This window comes from Vibrio sp. Vb0888 (genome assembly GCF_033338835.1).
Lineage (GTDB): Bacteria > Pseudomonadota > Gammaproteobacteria > Enterobacterales > Vibrionaceae > Vibrio > Vibrio alginolyticus.
The window spans coordinates 13,185-27,707 of record NZ_JAWOTL010000019.1; the positions used below are offsets into that span (position 1 = coordinate 13,185).

Here is a 14,523-nt window from a genome sequence, read left to right on the forward strand (position 1 = left end):
TTTATCGAGAATCTTATCCCTGCAAGGGTTTTTAGCGTATGGGACTATTGTGCGTGGCATATTTGACAAGTCAACTCGAGCCACGACTCGAAAATGAGAGTGACTCTCGAAATATTAAGCAGTTTGACGTTTAACTGTGTAGATTGCTAACCGCATCTTCTAATAACAGTAGCTGCTCTAAGCCCTGCTCAGTTGCTAATGGCTTAACGACATTAAGCATCTGCAACATCCCTTGCTTCACCATTTGCTCGGTAATGTTGGTTTTTGAAGCCATCGCGGATTGATACGCCAACCAACTACACGCAATCAAGTGTAATGTACATACCAATGACTTCAACTGTTGTTGATCGACATTCAACAGCTTCATCGTTACGAACTCTTGCATAATAGCAATGAGGTTCGCTTGCAGCTTCTCTTGCACATCGATGTACTGTTCGTGTAGCTGTTCATCTCGTGACAAGATTTCTGGTAAGTTTGCGTAGAAAAAGCGGTATTTCCACATCAAGGTAAAAATAGAGTCTAGGTAGCTCTTCAGCATAGTCAGGCTCTCTTGCGAACCTTGAATAGGGGTAAATCTTTCTAAAAGTTCTGCTGAATAAAGCGCAAAGATCTCACGAACGATTTCTTGCTTATTGCGGAAGTGGTAATACAGATTACCAGGGCTAATTTCGATGTGATCGGCAATGTGATTGGTGGTGATGTTGCGCTCACCATGTTGGTTGAACAACTCCAGTGCCGCGTAGACGATTTTGTCGCGCGTTTTCATTGTTATCGTGTTCCCTCTTCATTAACGAATCGAGTATAGCGACTTCACCAACCTAGGTCGATAGAGGCTCCAAATACGGTAACATAACAGACCAGTTAAGATGCCAGTTGAGTTGGCGACAAGGTCTAACCAAGAAGTTTGTCGCCCTACATACCCTTGCAACCACTCAATAACGGCGCTGAATAGCAAAATACTAATCGCCACCGCCCAACGTTGACGCCAACGCCACACACAAAAACAACCTAAAAACGCAAAGCCGCTATACGCCATAGCGTGCTGCATTTTGTCGAGATACGCGATATTGCCCCAGTCTTGCAGTTCACCTGAACTCAGAGATAAAAAAGCGATCAATATGGCGTAGCTAAAGATGACGAAACGTGCAGCCGTCAGGTTCATTGGACGTCCTTATGCAATTGGAAATGGAAAGGCCGTCACTTGATCAATGTGGTCACAGCCTAGCGCCAGCATGATCAAACGATCGATACCCAACGCGACCCCTGCACAATCTGGCAACCCTGCTTCCAGTGCAGAGATCAGATGATAATCGATCGGCTGTGGTTTTAAACCCATTTCGATACGCTTTGCGTTATCTTGTTCAAAGCGCGCTAATTGCTCTTTCGGGTTATCCAGTTCATGAAATCCGTTCGCCAGCTCTATCCCCTTAAAGTACACTTCAAAACGATCCGCGACGCGATGATCTTGAGGATTGATTTTCGCAAGCGCCGCCTGTGATGCAGGGAAGTCGTACACAAAAGCCGGCACGTCCTGACCAATTTTGTTTTCTACTCCCACGTTAAATAGTAGTTGCAGCAGCGTATCGCGATCTTCTTCTGGCTCAGCAATGTCACTCAAACCCAGCTTGCTTGCCGCCGCTTTCAGCTCAGTCATCGAGCCTTCCAGTGGACACACACCCAACACATCAATGAAGGCTTGCTGATACGTCATGCGCTGCGCTGCGCCACACTTCAATACCAGCTGCAACAGGTCATCCATTTCATCCATCAATTTATGATGGTCAAAGCCAACGCGATACCACTCCAACATCGTGAATTCAGGGTTGTGGTAGCGACCATTCTCTTCATTACGAAATGCTTTGTTGATTTGATAAATACAACCGCTGCCCGCAGCCAAAAGGCGCTTCATATGGAATTCTGGGCTGGTCATAAAAAACAGCTTACTGCCATCGGCATAGCCTGGGCCAACAAACTCGGTTTGGAAAGTATGCAAATGGATGTCAGTCACGGTTGCGTGACTCATGGCTGGCGTATCGACTTCCATCACCTGTCGGTCAGCGAAGAATTGTCGAATCGACGCGATTAACGTCGCACGTTGACGAAGTTGGTCAATGGAAGCAGTAGGTTGCCAGTTGGTTTGCATAACAAGTCTCTCAAACTTTAATTCAGCGAGGAAAGTCTCATTCTACATGCTTTTTACTCTTCAAGAAGAGAGGAATATCCCTTCTTCTTTTTACTAATGTGCTCGCAAATTTGAGGCAAGCATTACTCGTGCCGCAGAACAAAAAACACTCAGTTAAAATCCTATTATCCATGCGGTTAATGTCACGCAACACGGGTTTAACATCCCTAATGTTAATGCTTGAGGGCCAAAACCTCGATGCCGTGATAGCAGTCACATAACCTATAAATTCTATGCCCTTAAGTGCATTACCGAAGCAAAAACCCAATTACATCAATTTTTCTGCCATGTGGCTCATCTACACTAACCCTACTACTTTTGGGGAGTTCTTTTTAAGGAGCGCCTCGTAATGACAATAACAAGCGGATTTCCGCAATCACACACTGGAGGATAACTGTGCAAATTATCACCACAGATATCGCAGTCATCGGCGCAGGCGGCGCTGGTCTTCGTACTGCTATTGCAGCGGCTGAAGCAAACCCAGACTTAGAAGTCGCTCTGATTTCTAAAGTTTATCCAATGCGCTCCCACACGGTCGCTGCAGAGGGTGGCTCAGCAGCAGTTATCAAGGATGAAGATAGCTTAGACAACCACTTCAACGACACTGTTGGCGGTGGTGACTGGCTATGTGAACAGGATGTTGTTGAATACTTTGTAGAGAACGCGACTCGCGAAATGATCCAAATGGAGCAATGGGGTTGCCCATGGAGTCGTAAAGAGAACGGTGAAGTCAACGTACGCCGCTTTGGTGGTATGAAGGTTGAACGTACTTGGTTCGCTGCAGACAAAACTGGCTTCCACATGCTTCATACGCTATTCCAGACATCAATGAAGTACAGCAACATCAAACGTTTTGATGAGTACTTTGTGGTGGATCTGCTTGTTGATGAAGGCGAAGTTCAAGGTCTGATTGCTATTCACATGTCTGAAGGCGAGCTTGTTACTATCAAAGCAAAATCGGTTGTTCTAGCAACAGGTGGCGCGGGCCGTGTTTACCACTGTAACACCAACGGCGGTATCGTAACGGGCGATGGTATGGCAATGGCTTACCGTCACGGCGTTCCTCTACGTGATATGGAATTCGTTCAATACCACCCAACCGGTCTTCCAGGCACAGGTATCCTGATGACGGAAGGTTGTCGTGGTGAAGGCGGTATCATCGTTAACAAGAATGGCTACCGTTACCTACAAGATTACGGCATGGGCCCTGAAACTCCAGTTGGCCAACCGAAGAACAAATACATGGAACTGGGTCCTCGTGACAAAGTTTCTCAAGCTTTCTGGCACGAACAACAGAAAGGCAACACCATCAAACACCCACTGGGTGACGTGGTGCACCTAGACCTTCGCCACCTTGGTGAAGAGTACCTACAAGAACGTCTACCGTTCATCTGTGAGCTAGCAAAAGCTTATGTAAACGTGGACCCTGCAAAAGAGCCAATTCCAATTCGTCCAACCGTTCACTACACGATGGGTGGTATTGAAACGGACGGCGGTTGTGAAACTCGCATTAAAGGCCTATTCGCGGTGGGTGAATGTGCGTCTGTTGGTCTTCACGGTGCAAACCGTCTAGGTTCTAACTCACTGGCTGAATTCGTAGTATTTGGCCGCGTAGCTGGTGAAAACGCAGTGAAACGTGCGGCAGAATTCAAAGGCTGGAACGACGCGGCAATTGACGCGCAAGTCAAAGCCGTTGAAGAACGCATCGCAAAACTGATGAACCAAGAAGGCGACGAAAACTGGGCAGAGATCCGCACAGAAATGGGTCACACCATGGAAGCGGGCTGTGGTATCTACCGCCAAGAAGATTTGATGCAAGCGACTATCGACAAAATCACTGAGTTGAAAGAACGCTACAAACGCATCAGCATCAAAGACAAAGGTAAAGTGTTCAACACAGACCTTCTATATGCAATCGAAGTGGGTTACGGCCTAGAAGTCGCAGAAGCGATGGTTCACTCTGCGATTCTACGTAAAGAATCTCGCGGCGCGCACCAACGTCTAGACGATGGTTGTACAGAGCGTGATGACGTGAACTTCCTAAAACACTCACTTGCTTTCTACAAGCCAGAGTCAGCACCAAGTATCGATTACAGCAATGTGACCATCACTAAGTCACAACCAAAAGCTCGTCTATACGGTGAAGCAGCAGAAAAAGCCGCGGCTGAAGAGAAGAACGCAGAGGAGCAAGCATAATGTCAGCAAATCGCATTCAAAAAGTAGACATCCTGCGTTACGACCCAGAAAAAGATGCAGAACCATACAAGCAAACATTCGAAGTACCATTCGATGAAACCATGTCTGTGCTTGACGCACTTGGCTACATCAAAGACCACCTAGACAAAGATCTGTCTTACCGTTGGTCTTGCCGTATGGCGATCTGTGGTTCTTGCGGCATCATGGTGAACAACGTACCGAAACTTGCTTGTAAGAGCTTCCTACGTGACTACCCAGACGGCGTGACTATCGAGCCTCTAGCGAACTTCCCAATCGAGAAAGACTTGATTGTTGATATGACGCCATTCATCGAGCGCCTAGAAGCAATCAAACCATACATCATTGGTAACGATCGTAAACCAGAAGACGGTACGAACTTGCAAACGCCAGAACAGATGGCGAAATACAAGCAATTCGCTGGCTGTATCAACTGTGGTCTGTGCTATGCAGCATGTCCTCAGTTTGGTCTTAACCCAGAGTTCATCGGTCCTGCTGCACTAACGCTAGCCCACCGCTACAACCTAGACAGCCGTGACAACGGTAAAGATGAGCGCATGAAGCTTATCAACGGTGAAAACGGTGCTTGGGGTTGTACGTTTGTTGGTTACTGTTCTGAAGTTTGTCCGAAGAACGTTGACCCAGCAGCGGCAGTAAACCAAGGCAAAGTGGAGTCTTCTATGGACTTCGTGATTGCTATGTTGAAACCTGATGGTTCACCAAAGAAAGTGGAGGCATAAGGATGAGCAATCGTAAACCTTACGTTCGTGAAGTAAAACGCACTTGGTGGAAGAACCATCCTTTCTACCGCTTCTACATGCTACGCGAAGCTACGGTGCTTCCGTTAATCCTATTCACTCTGTTCCTAACTTTCGGTTTAGGTTGCTTGGTGAAAGGTCCTGAAGCATGGCAAGGTTGGTTAGCATTCATGGCGAACCCAATCGTAGTCGCAATCAACATCGTTGCACTACTCGGTAGCCTATTCCACGCTCAAACTTTCTTCAGCATGATGCCACAAGTAATGCCAATTCGTTTGAAAGGCAAACCAGTGGACAAGAAGATCATCGTATTGACTCAGTGGGCCGCTGTTGCGTTTATCTCACTGATCGTTCTCATCGTGGTGTAAGGAGCTGAGCAATGAAACCGAATTATAGTGTAAACACATCACCAAAACGTTCTGATGAGCCAATCTGGTGGGGTCTGTTTGGCGCAGGTGGTACTTGGTTCGCGATGATCACGCCAATCACGGTATTGGTGCTGGGCATCTTGGTCCCACTAGGCGTGATTGATGCAGAAGCGATGAGCTACGAGCGTGTCTCCGCATTCGCAACCAGCATCATCGGTGCGCTATTCATCATTGGCACGCTAGCATTGCCAATGTGGCATGCAATGCACCGTGTACACCACGGCATGCACGACCTTAAGTTCCACACTGGTGTGATTGGTAAAATTGCATGCTATGCATTTGCAGGCCTCATCACTGCACTAGCAGTTATCTTTATCTTCATGATTTAAGAGACTGACCAAAAAAGAAAAAGCTGGCTAAATGCCAGCTTTTTTATTGCTTTGGGTTACCTATGATCTTTTTGCTTTTTAAGCTTTTGACCACCCATGATCTTATTGCTGTGTGACCTTCTTTGTCTGGTCCATAAGACCCAGAGCACCAAAGCCAGTAATCACATCTAGGTTTGTTTTCAAGCCCGTTTCGTCACTTCCACCAATGTAATTTTGTGGCATCTGAACTTGGAAGTTTTGCAAATTGTTGTACAGCGAGTTCGCTACGTCTCGATTCAATTCTGCCAAGTAAACTTCACGGTTTGCTCCTAACGCCGCATACTTACCTTTAAGGACTTCAGATTCTGCGCGACCTTTCGCTAATATCGCTTTCGCTTCAAACTCAGCAGAAAGTGCGTTCGCTTTTTGAATCGCTAAGTTAGCCTCTGCGATAGCTAGCTCTTTCTCCTTCTCGACTTCAGCAAGTCGTTTGGTTTTTTCCACTTCAACGATTTCACGCTCTGCAATCTGACGTGCAACTTCCACTTCTTTTTGCTGAGCAATAATTGCGAGTTCTTTACCACGCTGAGCGTCTTGCACCTCACGTGTTCGTTGAATCTCTTTGCGTAACTGCTCTGTCTCTGCCTGTGCTTTCGACGTTTCTTGTTCCTGAATCGCGCGAATACGATCCGCCACTAGACGCTTTTTATCTGCCAATAACTGATCTAATTGCTTTTCTGGCTGCGGGTCACCAATGGTCACCTGCGTCACTTGAATACCGTATTGTTGTAACGGATTGTCTTGACGAATTGGTTGCCCGGTTTTGTCTACGACTGGCACAGTTTTCCATACCAGTTGATTGGTGCGCTGTAATTGGTTCGGATTGGCTTGATTCGCCCCAACAGGCGCAAGATCCAACTCTTCCACTTCAACCTGACGTCGCTCTGTTAGATAAATCCCCTCTCGTAACTGATCGCCAAGTTTCGATTTGAACTGGTTCAAACCACCTTGGAAAAACTCTTCACCCGTGTATTGGGTTGCGGTAATCACCGTTACGTTACGTGCGTTCTTTACAAGCAGCGCATCGATCAAGTTACTGTTGTTGCGGAACTCTTTATGCATCTTCTTCACCGCTTCAGGGTCATTACTGAGCTTAAAGCGGAATGTTACGGGGATCTGACCAATATAGGTGTCGGCAAATCGAACCTGAATCGCATCAAGACGTTGATAAAAATCTTCGCCCTTGCTGTTACCGAATGACACGGTGATCACTTGGTCATACTTGGTGATTTTGGACAGAAATGGCATACGAAAATGAATGCCAGGTTCAGTAAACACATCCAACTCACCAGTAATATTATTCTGATGCACGTAGCTGTAACCCGCATCGGTCATCAGCACCGAGCTATTAATCGTTAAGCCTATTGCCAACAGCGGTACGCCAAATACGGCTGCTTTTAATCCTTTATGTAGTAACTGACGTCTTTCTTCCACCTTTAAACCCCTTCCTAAACCTCTGCTTTCCATTTTGTTCTCCTTTTTTGGATTGTTACTGAGTTAAATCGATAAAAATCAGATTGCTATGCAACTCAGCAACAAGTACTAATGTATCAAAATGTTACATTAAGGAATAATCGACAGATTCATGGAATAAATAAGATTTTTACGAATAATACAAAATCATCAAAAATTTGCGGAGGATATCGATGTTTTACGCAGAGGGATTAAAAGAGAAGAATCACAGGCAATAAAAAAGGCCGCCGAAGCGACCTTTCTAACAATCATATAAAGTGCTTACTTCACACGACCTACGTATTCAGCAGTACGAGTATCTACGCGAATCACTTCACCAATTGAGATGAACAGAGGAACACGAACAACAGCGCCAGTTGATAGCGTCGCTGGTTTACCGCCAGTACCTTGAGTATCACCTTTCAGGCCTGGGTCTGTGTCTACAACTTCTAGCTCAACGAAGTTTGGTGGAGTAACAGTAATTGGGTTACCGTTCCAAAGTGTGATCATACAAGTGTTGTTTTCTACCAACCACTTAGCGTTTTCACCTACCGCTTTTGCATCCGCTGCGATCTGTTCAAACGTTTCACTGTTCATAAAGTGGTAGAATTCGCCGTCTGAATATAGATAATCTAGGTCGATATCCATTACGTCTGCCACTTCACAAGTGTCACCAGACTTGAATGTTTTCTCTAGCACTTTACCAGAAAGAAGTTTACGAATTTTAACACGGTTGAACGCTTGGCCTTTACCTGGTTTAACGTATTCGTTTTCCAGAATTACACAAGGCTCGTTATCAAGCATTAACTTAAGACCGCCTTTAAATTCATTGGTGCTAACTGTAGCCATTTTTTCCTCTTACATTCTTAGAGCTAAATTCAATGCCGCACATAATAACCCGAAAAGTCGAATCTGTTGAGCAAAACTGGCTCAAACAGTTGGCGAATGGGATCTCTGATCCTGCAAAATTGCTCGAAATACTGGAAATTGATCCTTCACCGTGGCAAGACGGGTTTGCCGCGCGCAAGCTGTTTGCACAGCGTGTACCTCAAAGTTTTGTCGATAGGATGGAGAAAGGCAACCCTAAAGACCCTCTTTTACGTCAGGTTTTACCACTGAGCGACGAATTTGAGGTGCATCCGGGTTACTCCAATGATCCATTGGAAGAGCAGGACAATGAAGTCCCTGGCCTGCTACACAAGTATCGCAACCGCGCCCTGATGATTGTCAAAGGTGGCTGCGCGGTAAATTGCCGTTACTGTTTTCGTCGTCACTTCCCTTATCAAGAGAACAAAAGCGGGAAACAAGCCTGGACCAAGTGCTTAGAGTACATGGCACAACAACCAGAGTTGAACGAAGTCATCTTCTCAGGTGGTGATCCATTAATGGCAAAAGACGATGAGATTCATTGGCTTTTAGAGCACATTGCTCACATTCCTCACATCAAACGTCTGCGTATTCATAGCCGTTTACCTGTGGTGATTCCTGCTCGAGTCACTGATGAACTATGCCAACTTTTGCAAGCATCAAGGTTACAAATCATCCTCGTCACTCACATCAACCATGCCAACGAAATCAATGACGAATTTGCTGAACAGATGTTCAAGCTCAAAAGAGCGGGCGTTACGCTTCTAAACCAAGGCGTTCTGCTGAAAGGCGTGAATGATTCGGTAGAAGCTCAAGTGGCGTTAAGTGAGGCCTTATTTGACGCGGGTATCTTGCCTTATTACCTCCACGTTCTTGATAAGGTGCAAGGCGCAGCGCACTACTTTATTTCGGACGAAGAAGCGAAAGCTATTATGCGCGGACTCATCACGCGTGTATCGGGTTATCTGGTACCAAAACTCACACGAGAAATTGGTGGCAGGCCAAGTAAAACGCCGTTGGATTTGCATTTAGAGTAAGCTCTGACGCTCAATTAAATTTGTCGTCTAGATTGATTATTTTTGTTCGCTTTGCACGGTAAGTCTATGCATACTCCGCACTTTTGGAGGTCAAGATGCATACAGCATTCGAACAAATTTTCGATCTTGGCCCATTCAGTTGGCCTGCCCTACTATGCTGCGCCATTAATGGGCTCATGATCGGTATAGAGCGCCAAACTCGTGGTAAACCGGTTGGCATTCGCACAGCAATATTAATTATTTCAGGCACCTACCTGTTTATGTCGATGGCAGTGTCGTTATCGCCAAATACACTTGATCAAGCACGAGTGCTTGGTCAGATCATTACTGGCGTCGGCTTCTTAGGCGCTGGCGTTATGATGACACTTGATGGAAAAATCCATGGCGTAACATCCGCGGCTGTAATATGGGTGCTAGCAGGTTTAGGTTTGATGATAGGTTTGGGTTATTTAACGCAGTCGGTGGTTATTACTCTCCTGACACTAACCGTGTTGTTAGGTGTGGATAAAGCAGAAAACCACATCAAAGCATTACGCCGCGGTGTTCATCAAAGAATTCAACAACGCAAAACTTCATCACGATTAATTAAATAGTTAACGCTCCGAGAAACTCGCTTCATCTCATCAGTAATTAAAGAGCCCTCGACGAACATCGAGGGCTTTCTGTATATAAAGATTCTGACTTTCTCAGGGATTACTTAGCAAAGTTGATGAGTGGGAAACACTTGAAGAAACCGTTATCCGCACAGTTCAAAAGACCAATTTGCACGCCATCGATTTGATCGGTCATGTTGAAGAAACCAAACTGGAAATTAGACTTCTTAGAGATACTCGCTAAGCCCACATCCGCCATGGTGTAGCCTTCAGAATAGTTCACCGCGCTCCAGTTCAAGCCTTTTACGTTGTTCGTAATGTTAACAGCACCCAAGTTAACACCCGTCGTCTGACCTTGGTTCCAGTTAACTAAGCCTAAAGACGCGCCTTTCATTTCTTGATTTACTTTTGCTGCACCAAAAAACAGACCGAAGTTCACACCTGTCGTACGATCCGTTTCTGACATACCAAGCAGTGAAAAGTCGACACCTTTAACCTCATTTACCTGCCCATGCAACACAGCTAAACGAACGCCACCTACTGAAGAATTAGAGGGTGCGTTTGTGTTATCGATAGTAGAGAACATCACAGGTGTACTGTCGGCAAAAGCAACAGGTGATGCGATAGCGGCTGCAACCGCCAATGACGTCATAAGCTTTTTCATTTTCATCTCCATGATGGGAAGCAACAATTTACAACATAGTGTAATGTTCAGATTTTGCTCTGTCCCCGTTCAAAAAGTGTTAGTAATAGGTCAGATTTAACCATCTGACTCAAAAGAAAAAATATTTCTCTTCGATTTTTTGCTTCTGAAATGGCGCTTTTTACGCTCAAAAATTTCATGATAAGCCACACCAGAACGTCATGTTTCTCAGGTGACACGCATAAAAAAGTCGAGGCATCTGCCTCGACTTTTAAGGGTTTGGTCGGTTATCTTTCCGCTATAAGGTTTCCCTAGAGCGATGAGATAAGCTGGCTTACATCATGCCGCCCATACCGCCCATGCCACCCATGCCGCCCATGTCAGGCATCGCTGGCGCGTCTTTTTGCGGTAGGTCAGTAACCATCGCTTCAGTTGTGATCATCAGACCTGCAACCGATGCTGCGAATTGTAGTGCAGAACGAGTAACTTTAGTTGGATCTAGGATACCCATTTCTAGCATGTCGCCGTATTCGCCTGTTGCCGCGTTGTAGCCGTAGCTACCTTCACCCGCTTTCACGTTGTTCGCAACAACTGAGTCTTCCTCACCTGCGTTCTTCGTGATTTGACGGATTGGCGCTTCCATTGCACGTAGTGCAACGCGGATACCAACGTTTTGTTCTTCGTTGTCACCCGTTAGGTGAGCAATCTTAGATGCCGCGCGGATAAGTGCAACACCACCACCAGCAACAACACCTTCTTCAACCGCTGCGCGAGTTGCGGCTAGCGCATCTTCTACACGGTCTTTCTTCTCTTTCATTTCAACTTCAGTCGCAGCACCAACTTTGATTACTGCAACACCGCCAGCCAGTTTAGCTACGCGCTCTTGTAGTTTCTCTTTGTCGTAGTCTGAAGTTGCGTCTTCGATTTGTTGACGAATCTGAGCAACACGGCCAGAGATCATCTCTTCTTCACCGATACCATCGATGATAGTCGTGTTTTCTTTCGTGATAGAAACACGCTTCGCTTGACCTAGATCTTCTAGTGCAACTTTTTCTAGCTCTAGACCGATCTCTTCAGAAATCACAGTACCGCCAGTTAGGATAGCGATGTCTTGTAGCATTGCTTTACGGCGGTCACCGAAACCAGGTGCTTTCACAGCTGCAACTTTTACGATGCCACGCATGTTGTTCACAACCAATGTTGCTAGCGCTTCGCCTTCTACATCTTCTGCAATGATAAGCAGTGGACGAGATGCTTTCGCGACAGCTTCTAGCGTTGGAAGAAGCTCACGAATGTTTGAGATCTTCTTGTCTACTAGAAGAATGAATGGGTTTTCTAGATCAACACTGCCTGATTCTTGGTTGTTGATGAAGTAAGGAGACAGGTAACCGCGGTCGAACTGCATACCTTCTACTACGTCTAACTCGTCTTGTAGCGCCTGACCTTCTTCAACCGTGATAACGCCATCACGACCCACACGCTCCATTGCTTCTGCAATGATATTACCTACGCTTGCGTCTGAGTTTGCAGAGATAGTACCAACCTGCGCGATCGCTTTTGTGTCGTTACATTCAACAGAAAGCTCTTTTAGTTGCTCAACTGCCGCGGCAACAGCTTTGTCGATACCACGCTTAAGATCCATTGGGTTCATGCCCGCTGCGACTGCTTTTAGACCTTCGTTAACGATAGATTGCGCTAGTACCGTTGCTGTTGTTGTACCGTCACCCGCTGCGTCGTTTGCTTTAGACGCAACTTCTTTAACCATTTGTGCGCCCATGTTCTGGAATTTATCTTCCAGCTCGATTTCACGCGCTACTGATACACCATCTTTAGTGATAGTTGGTGCACCAAAAGATTTGTCTAGAACGACATTACGTCCTTTAGGACCCAGTGTTACTTTTACTGCGTCAGCCAGAACGTTTACACCTTCCAGCATTTTAACTCGTGCGTCATTACCAAATTTAACGTCTTTAGCAGCCATCTTTGATTTCCTTTCTAAAATTCTTTGTGTGTAATTTCGTAATTGAATCTGAGCAAAAAATTACTCAATGATTGCTATTATTCAACGATCGCCATGATGTCGTTTTCAGACATGACAAGCACTTCTTTACCGTCGATTTTTTCAGTTTTTGTACCGTAACCTTCAGCGAAGATAACGGTATCACCGACTTTAACGTCTAGTGGCAGTACGGTGCCGTTTTCTAGGATGCGGCCTTTACCCACAGCTAGAACAACACCGCGAGTCGATTTTTCTGCAGCAGAACCAGTCAGAACGATGCCACCAGCAGACTTAGATTCAACTTCTTTACGTTCAACGATAACTCGGTCATGTAATGGACGAATGTTCATCGGTCGTCTCTCCTGAAAATTTCCATGTTTATTTGATAATTGTCCTTAGGGACTGTAGCCCCAGACACGTGATCCCTATATAAGGGGTCGAAGCAGCGATCCCAAGGGGGTGGCACAAAATTTTTGTGACTTAGTTAAAATAACGAACAACTAGGCAACGGTTTGCGTTAGAAATGCTCACTCGCTCGGCATCTCGCTTTCTTGTATCCTTGCAGTTTGCTCACCAGATAGTTGTCACACATGCAGGAAAATAACAAGCTGGAACCCCAAGCGACCGATAAGCATGGTTTGTTGACCGCACCCATTCCTGAAACGCTGCGGAAAATGACCGTACCCATGACCATGGGCATGATCGCAATTTTGATGTTTAACTTGGTGGACACGTTTTTTATCTCGTTGCTTGGCACTCAAGCGCTAGCGGCTATCAGCTATACCTTTCCTGTCACCTTTGCGGTTAATTGCATTACGATGGGGATTGGGATGGGACTATCGACCAATATTGGTCGCTTGCTTGGGCAAGGTCATGCACCACAAGCTGCTCGGTTCACCACCCACGGTTTGTTGTTAGCCGTGTTACTTGTGGCTATCGCGTCTTCTATTGGCTTTACCACCATTGCGCCATTGTTTCGTTTTCTTGGTGCGTCTGATGATCTCATCCCTCTTATTGAGCAATATATGCAGGTCTGGTATCTCACCATTCCTCTGCTAGTGATCCCAATGGCGGGCAACAGTGCTATCCGAGCTACTGGCGACACAAAAACACCAGCAAAAGTCATGATGTTGGCTGGTTTGATTAATGGCATGCTCGATCCATTGTTGATTTTCGGTTATGGCCCTTTTCCGGAACTTGGCATTCAAGGCGCAGCCATAGCAAGTGCCTTTAGCTGGTTAGGTGCTTTGTGTGGCTCATTCTATGTGCTAATTAAACGGGAAAAATTGCTTGCTCAACCCCAATGGGCTTTGCTGAAACAAGACTGGCAACAGACACTAAAAATTGGTACCCCTGCAGCGCTATCAAACGCGATGAATCCGTTGTCCGGTGCCATTCTGATGATGCTGTTATCCAACCACGGTACGGCGGCGGTTGCTGCTTACGGCGCAGCGCAGCGTATTGAGTCTATATTGATTTTAGTATTGATGTCGCTGACCTCTGCCCTCACACCGTTTATGGCACAAAATTTAGGAGCCAAACAACCGCAACGAGCCTTTTCCGGTTTATTTATTAGCATGCGTTTTGCATTGGTATTCCAAGGGTTTATCTTCTTGATGATGGTGCCACTGAGCATTCCTCTGGCTGCGCTGTTTTCTCAGGAAGATGCGGTGAAAAACCTGCTTTGGCATTATTTACTGGTGGTGCCATTTAGTTATGGCTTCCAAGGCATCGTGATGATGTTAGTCAGTGGTTTGAATGCGATGCACAAGCCATTGCGTGCATTCCAGTGGAGCTTTATGCGGCTGTTCATTTTTACCTTGCCATCGGCGTGGATCGGGAGCCAAATCTACAGCATTGAAGGCTTGTTTATCGGTATCGCGGTTGGGAATACGTTGGGTGGGCTACTGGGCTACTTGTTTGCGCTGCGCGAGCGAAAATTAACGCTCATAGAGCAGAGCAGCGTGTCTTAACACTCGTCT

At 46.0% G+C, this 14,523-nt stretch carries 15 protein-coding genes; 7 read left to right on the top strand and 8 right to left on the bottom strand.

From position 1 onward, the window contains the following. Nucleotides 1-130: 130 nt before the first annotated feature. From R7P72_RS19935 to epmA, 3 genes are read right to left on the bottom strand one after another with little or no spacing between them, the layout of a single operon-like run. On the bottom strand, nucleotides 131-766 hold the full coding sequence (locus R7P72_RS19935; RefSeq protein ID WP_005381480.1) for a TetR/AcrR family transcriptional regulator: 636 nt from the start codon (nucleotides 764-766) through the stop codon (nucleotides 131-133). A gap of 21 nt (nucleotides 767-787) precedes the next feature. Further along, a complete protein-coding gene (locus R7P72_RS19940; RefSeq protein WP_017635567.1) occupies nucleotides 788-1,162 on the bottom strand; it encodes a VanZ family protein in 375 nt (124 codons plus the stop codon). Nucleotides 1,163-1,171: 9 nt separating this feature from the next. Beyond that, entirely contained in the window at nucleotides 1,172-2,143 is a 972-nt protein-coding gene (gene epmA / locus R7P72_RS19945; RefSeq protein ID WP_213907342.1) for an elongation factor P--(R)-beta-lysine ligase, read from the bottom strand. A gap of 435 nt (nucleotides 2,144-2,578) precedes the next feature. On the opposite strand from epmA, the gene frdA reads away from it, so the two are divergent. From frdA to frdD, 4 genes are read left to right on the top strand one after another with little or no spacing between them, the layout of a single operon-like run. Next, nucleotides 2,579-4,378, top strand: coding sequence for a fumarate reductase (quinol) flavoprotein subunit (gene frdA, locus R7P72_RS19950; protein ID WP_005381487.1), 1,800 nt, complete (start codon nucleotides 2,579-2,581; stop codon nucleotides 4,376-4,378). Then, a complete protein-coding gene (locus tag R7P72_RS19955; RefSeq protein WP_005381489.1) occupies nucleotides 4,378-5,136 on the top strand; it encodes a succinate dehydrogenase/fumarate reductase iron-sulfur subunit in 759 nt (252 codons plus the stop codon). Before frdA ends, R7P72_RS19955 begins: the two co-directional genes overlap by 1 nt. 2 nt (nucleotides 5,137-5,138) lie before the next feature. Beyond that, nucleotides 5,139-5,522, top strand: coding sequence for a fumarate reductase subunit FrdC (frdC, locus tag R7P72_RS19960; RefSeq protein WP_005381491.1), 384 nt, complete (start codon nucleotides 5,139-5,141; stop codon nucleotides 5,520-5,522). 11 nt (nucleotides 5,523-5,533) lie between these two features. Then, nucleotides 5,534-5,911, top strand: coding sequence for a fumarate reductase subunit FrdD (gene frdD, locus R7P72_RS19965; RefSeq protein WP_005381493.1), 378 nt, complete (start codon nucleotides 5,534-5,536; stop codon nucleotides 5,909-5,911). A 102-nt stretch (nucleotides 5,912-6,013) separates the two neighbouring features. On the opposite strand, the gene R7P72_RS19970 is transcribed toward frdD, so the two are convergent. Together R7P72_RS19970 and efp are read right to left on the bottom strand one after the other, a co-directional pair. Continuing rightward, the gene (locus R7P72_RS19970) at nucleotides 6,014-7,417 is read right to left on the bottom strand and encodes an SPFH domain-containing protein (RefSeq protein ID WP_005381498.1); all 1,404 of its coding nucleotides are present in this window, start codon (nucleotides 7,415-7,417) and stop codon (nucleotides 6,014-6,016) included. Between the two features lie 267 nt (nucleotides 7,418-7,684). Then, nucleotides 7,685-8,251, bottom strand: a complete 567-nt coding sequence (gene efp / locus R7P72_RS19975; RefSeq protein WP_005381500.1) for an elongation factor P — start codon at nucleotides 8,249-8,251, stop codon at nucleotides 7,685-7,687. Between the two features lie 32 nt (nucleotides 8,252-8,283). Here efp and epmB point away from each other — a divergent pair, with 32 nt between their 5' ends. Together epmB and R7P72_RS19985 are read left to right on the top strand one after the other, a co-directional pair. After that, on the top strand, nucleotides 8,284-9,306 hold the full coding sequence (gene epmB / locus R7P72_RS19980) for an EF-P beta-lysylation protein EpmB (protein WP_005381502.1): 1,023 nt from the start codon (nucleotides 8,284-8,286) through the stop codon (nucleotides 9,304-9,306). A 95-nt stretch (nucleotides 9,307-9,401) separates the two neighbouring features. Continuing rightward, the gene (locus R7P72_RS19985; RefSeq protein ID WP_005381504.1) at nucleotides 9,402-9,899 is read left to right on the top strand and encodes an MgtC/SapB family protein; all 498 of its coding nucleotides are present in this window, start codon (nucleotides 9,402-9,404) and stop codon (nucleotides 9,897-9,899) included. A gap of 100 nt (nucleotides 9,900-9,999) precedes the next feature. Here the strand turns inward: R7P72_RS19985 and R7P72_RS19990 are convergent, their stop codons facing one another. The 3 genes from R7P72_RS19990 to R7P72_RS20000 form a co-directional block, all read right to left on the bottom strand. Further along, nucleotides 10,000-10,563, bottom strand: coding sequence for a VC2662 family protein (locus R7P72_RS19990; protein WP_005381507.1), 564 nt, complete (start codon nucleotides 10,561-10,563; stop codon nucleotides 10,000-10,002). Nucleotides 10,564-10,876: 313 nt separating this feature from the next. Continuing rightward, nucleotides 10,877-12,523 carry a chaperonin GroEL gene (groL, locus tag R7P72_RS19995; protein ID WP_005381509.1) on the bottom strand — a complete coding sequence of 549 codons (1,647 nt, stop codon included), beginning with the start codon at nucleotides 12,521-12,523 and terminating at the stop codon, nucleotides 10,877-10,879. Nucleotides 12,524-12,600: 77 nt separating this feature from the next. Beyond that, the gene (locus R7P72_RS20000; protein WP_005381516.1) at nucleotides 12,601-12,891 is read right to left on the bottom strand and encodes a co-chaperone GroES; all 291 of its coding nucleotides are present in this window, start codon (nucleotides 12,889-12,891) and stop codon (nucleotides 12,601-12,603) included. Between the two features lie 240 nt (nucleotides 12,892-13,131). Between R7P72_RS20000 and R7P72_RS20005 the strand changes: the two genes are divergently transcribed. Further along, the gene (locus tag R7P72_RS20005) at nucleotides 13,132-14,514 is read left to right on the top strand and encodes an MATE family efflux transporter (protein WP_005381518.1); all 1,383 of its coding nucleotides are present in this window, start codon (nucleotides 13,132-13,134) and stop codon (nucleotides 14,512-14,514) included. The last annotated feature ends 9 nt before the right edge of the window (nucleotides 14,515-14,523 follow it).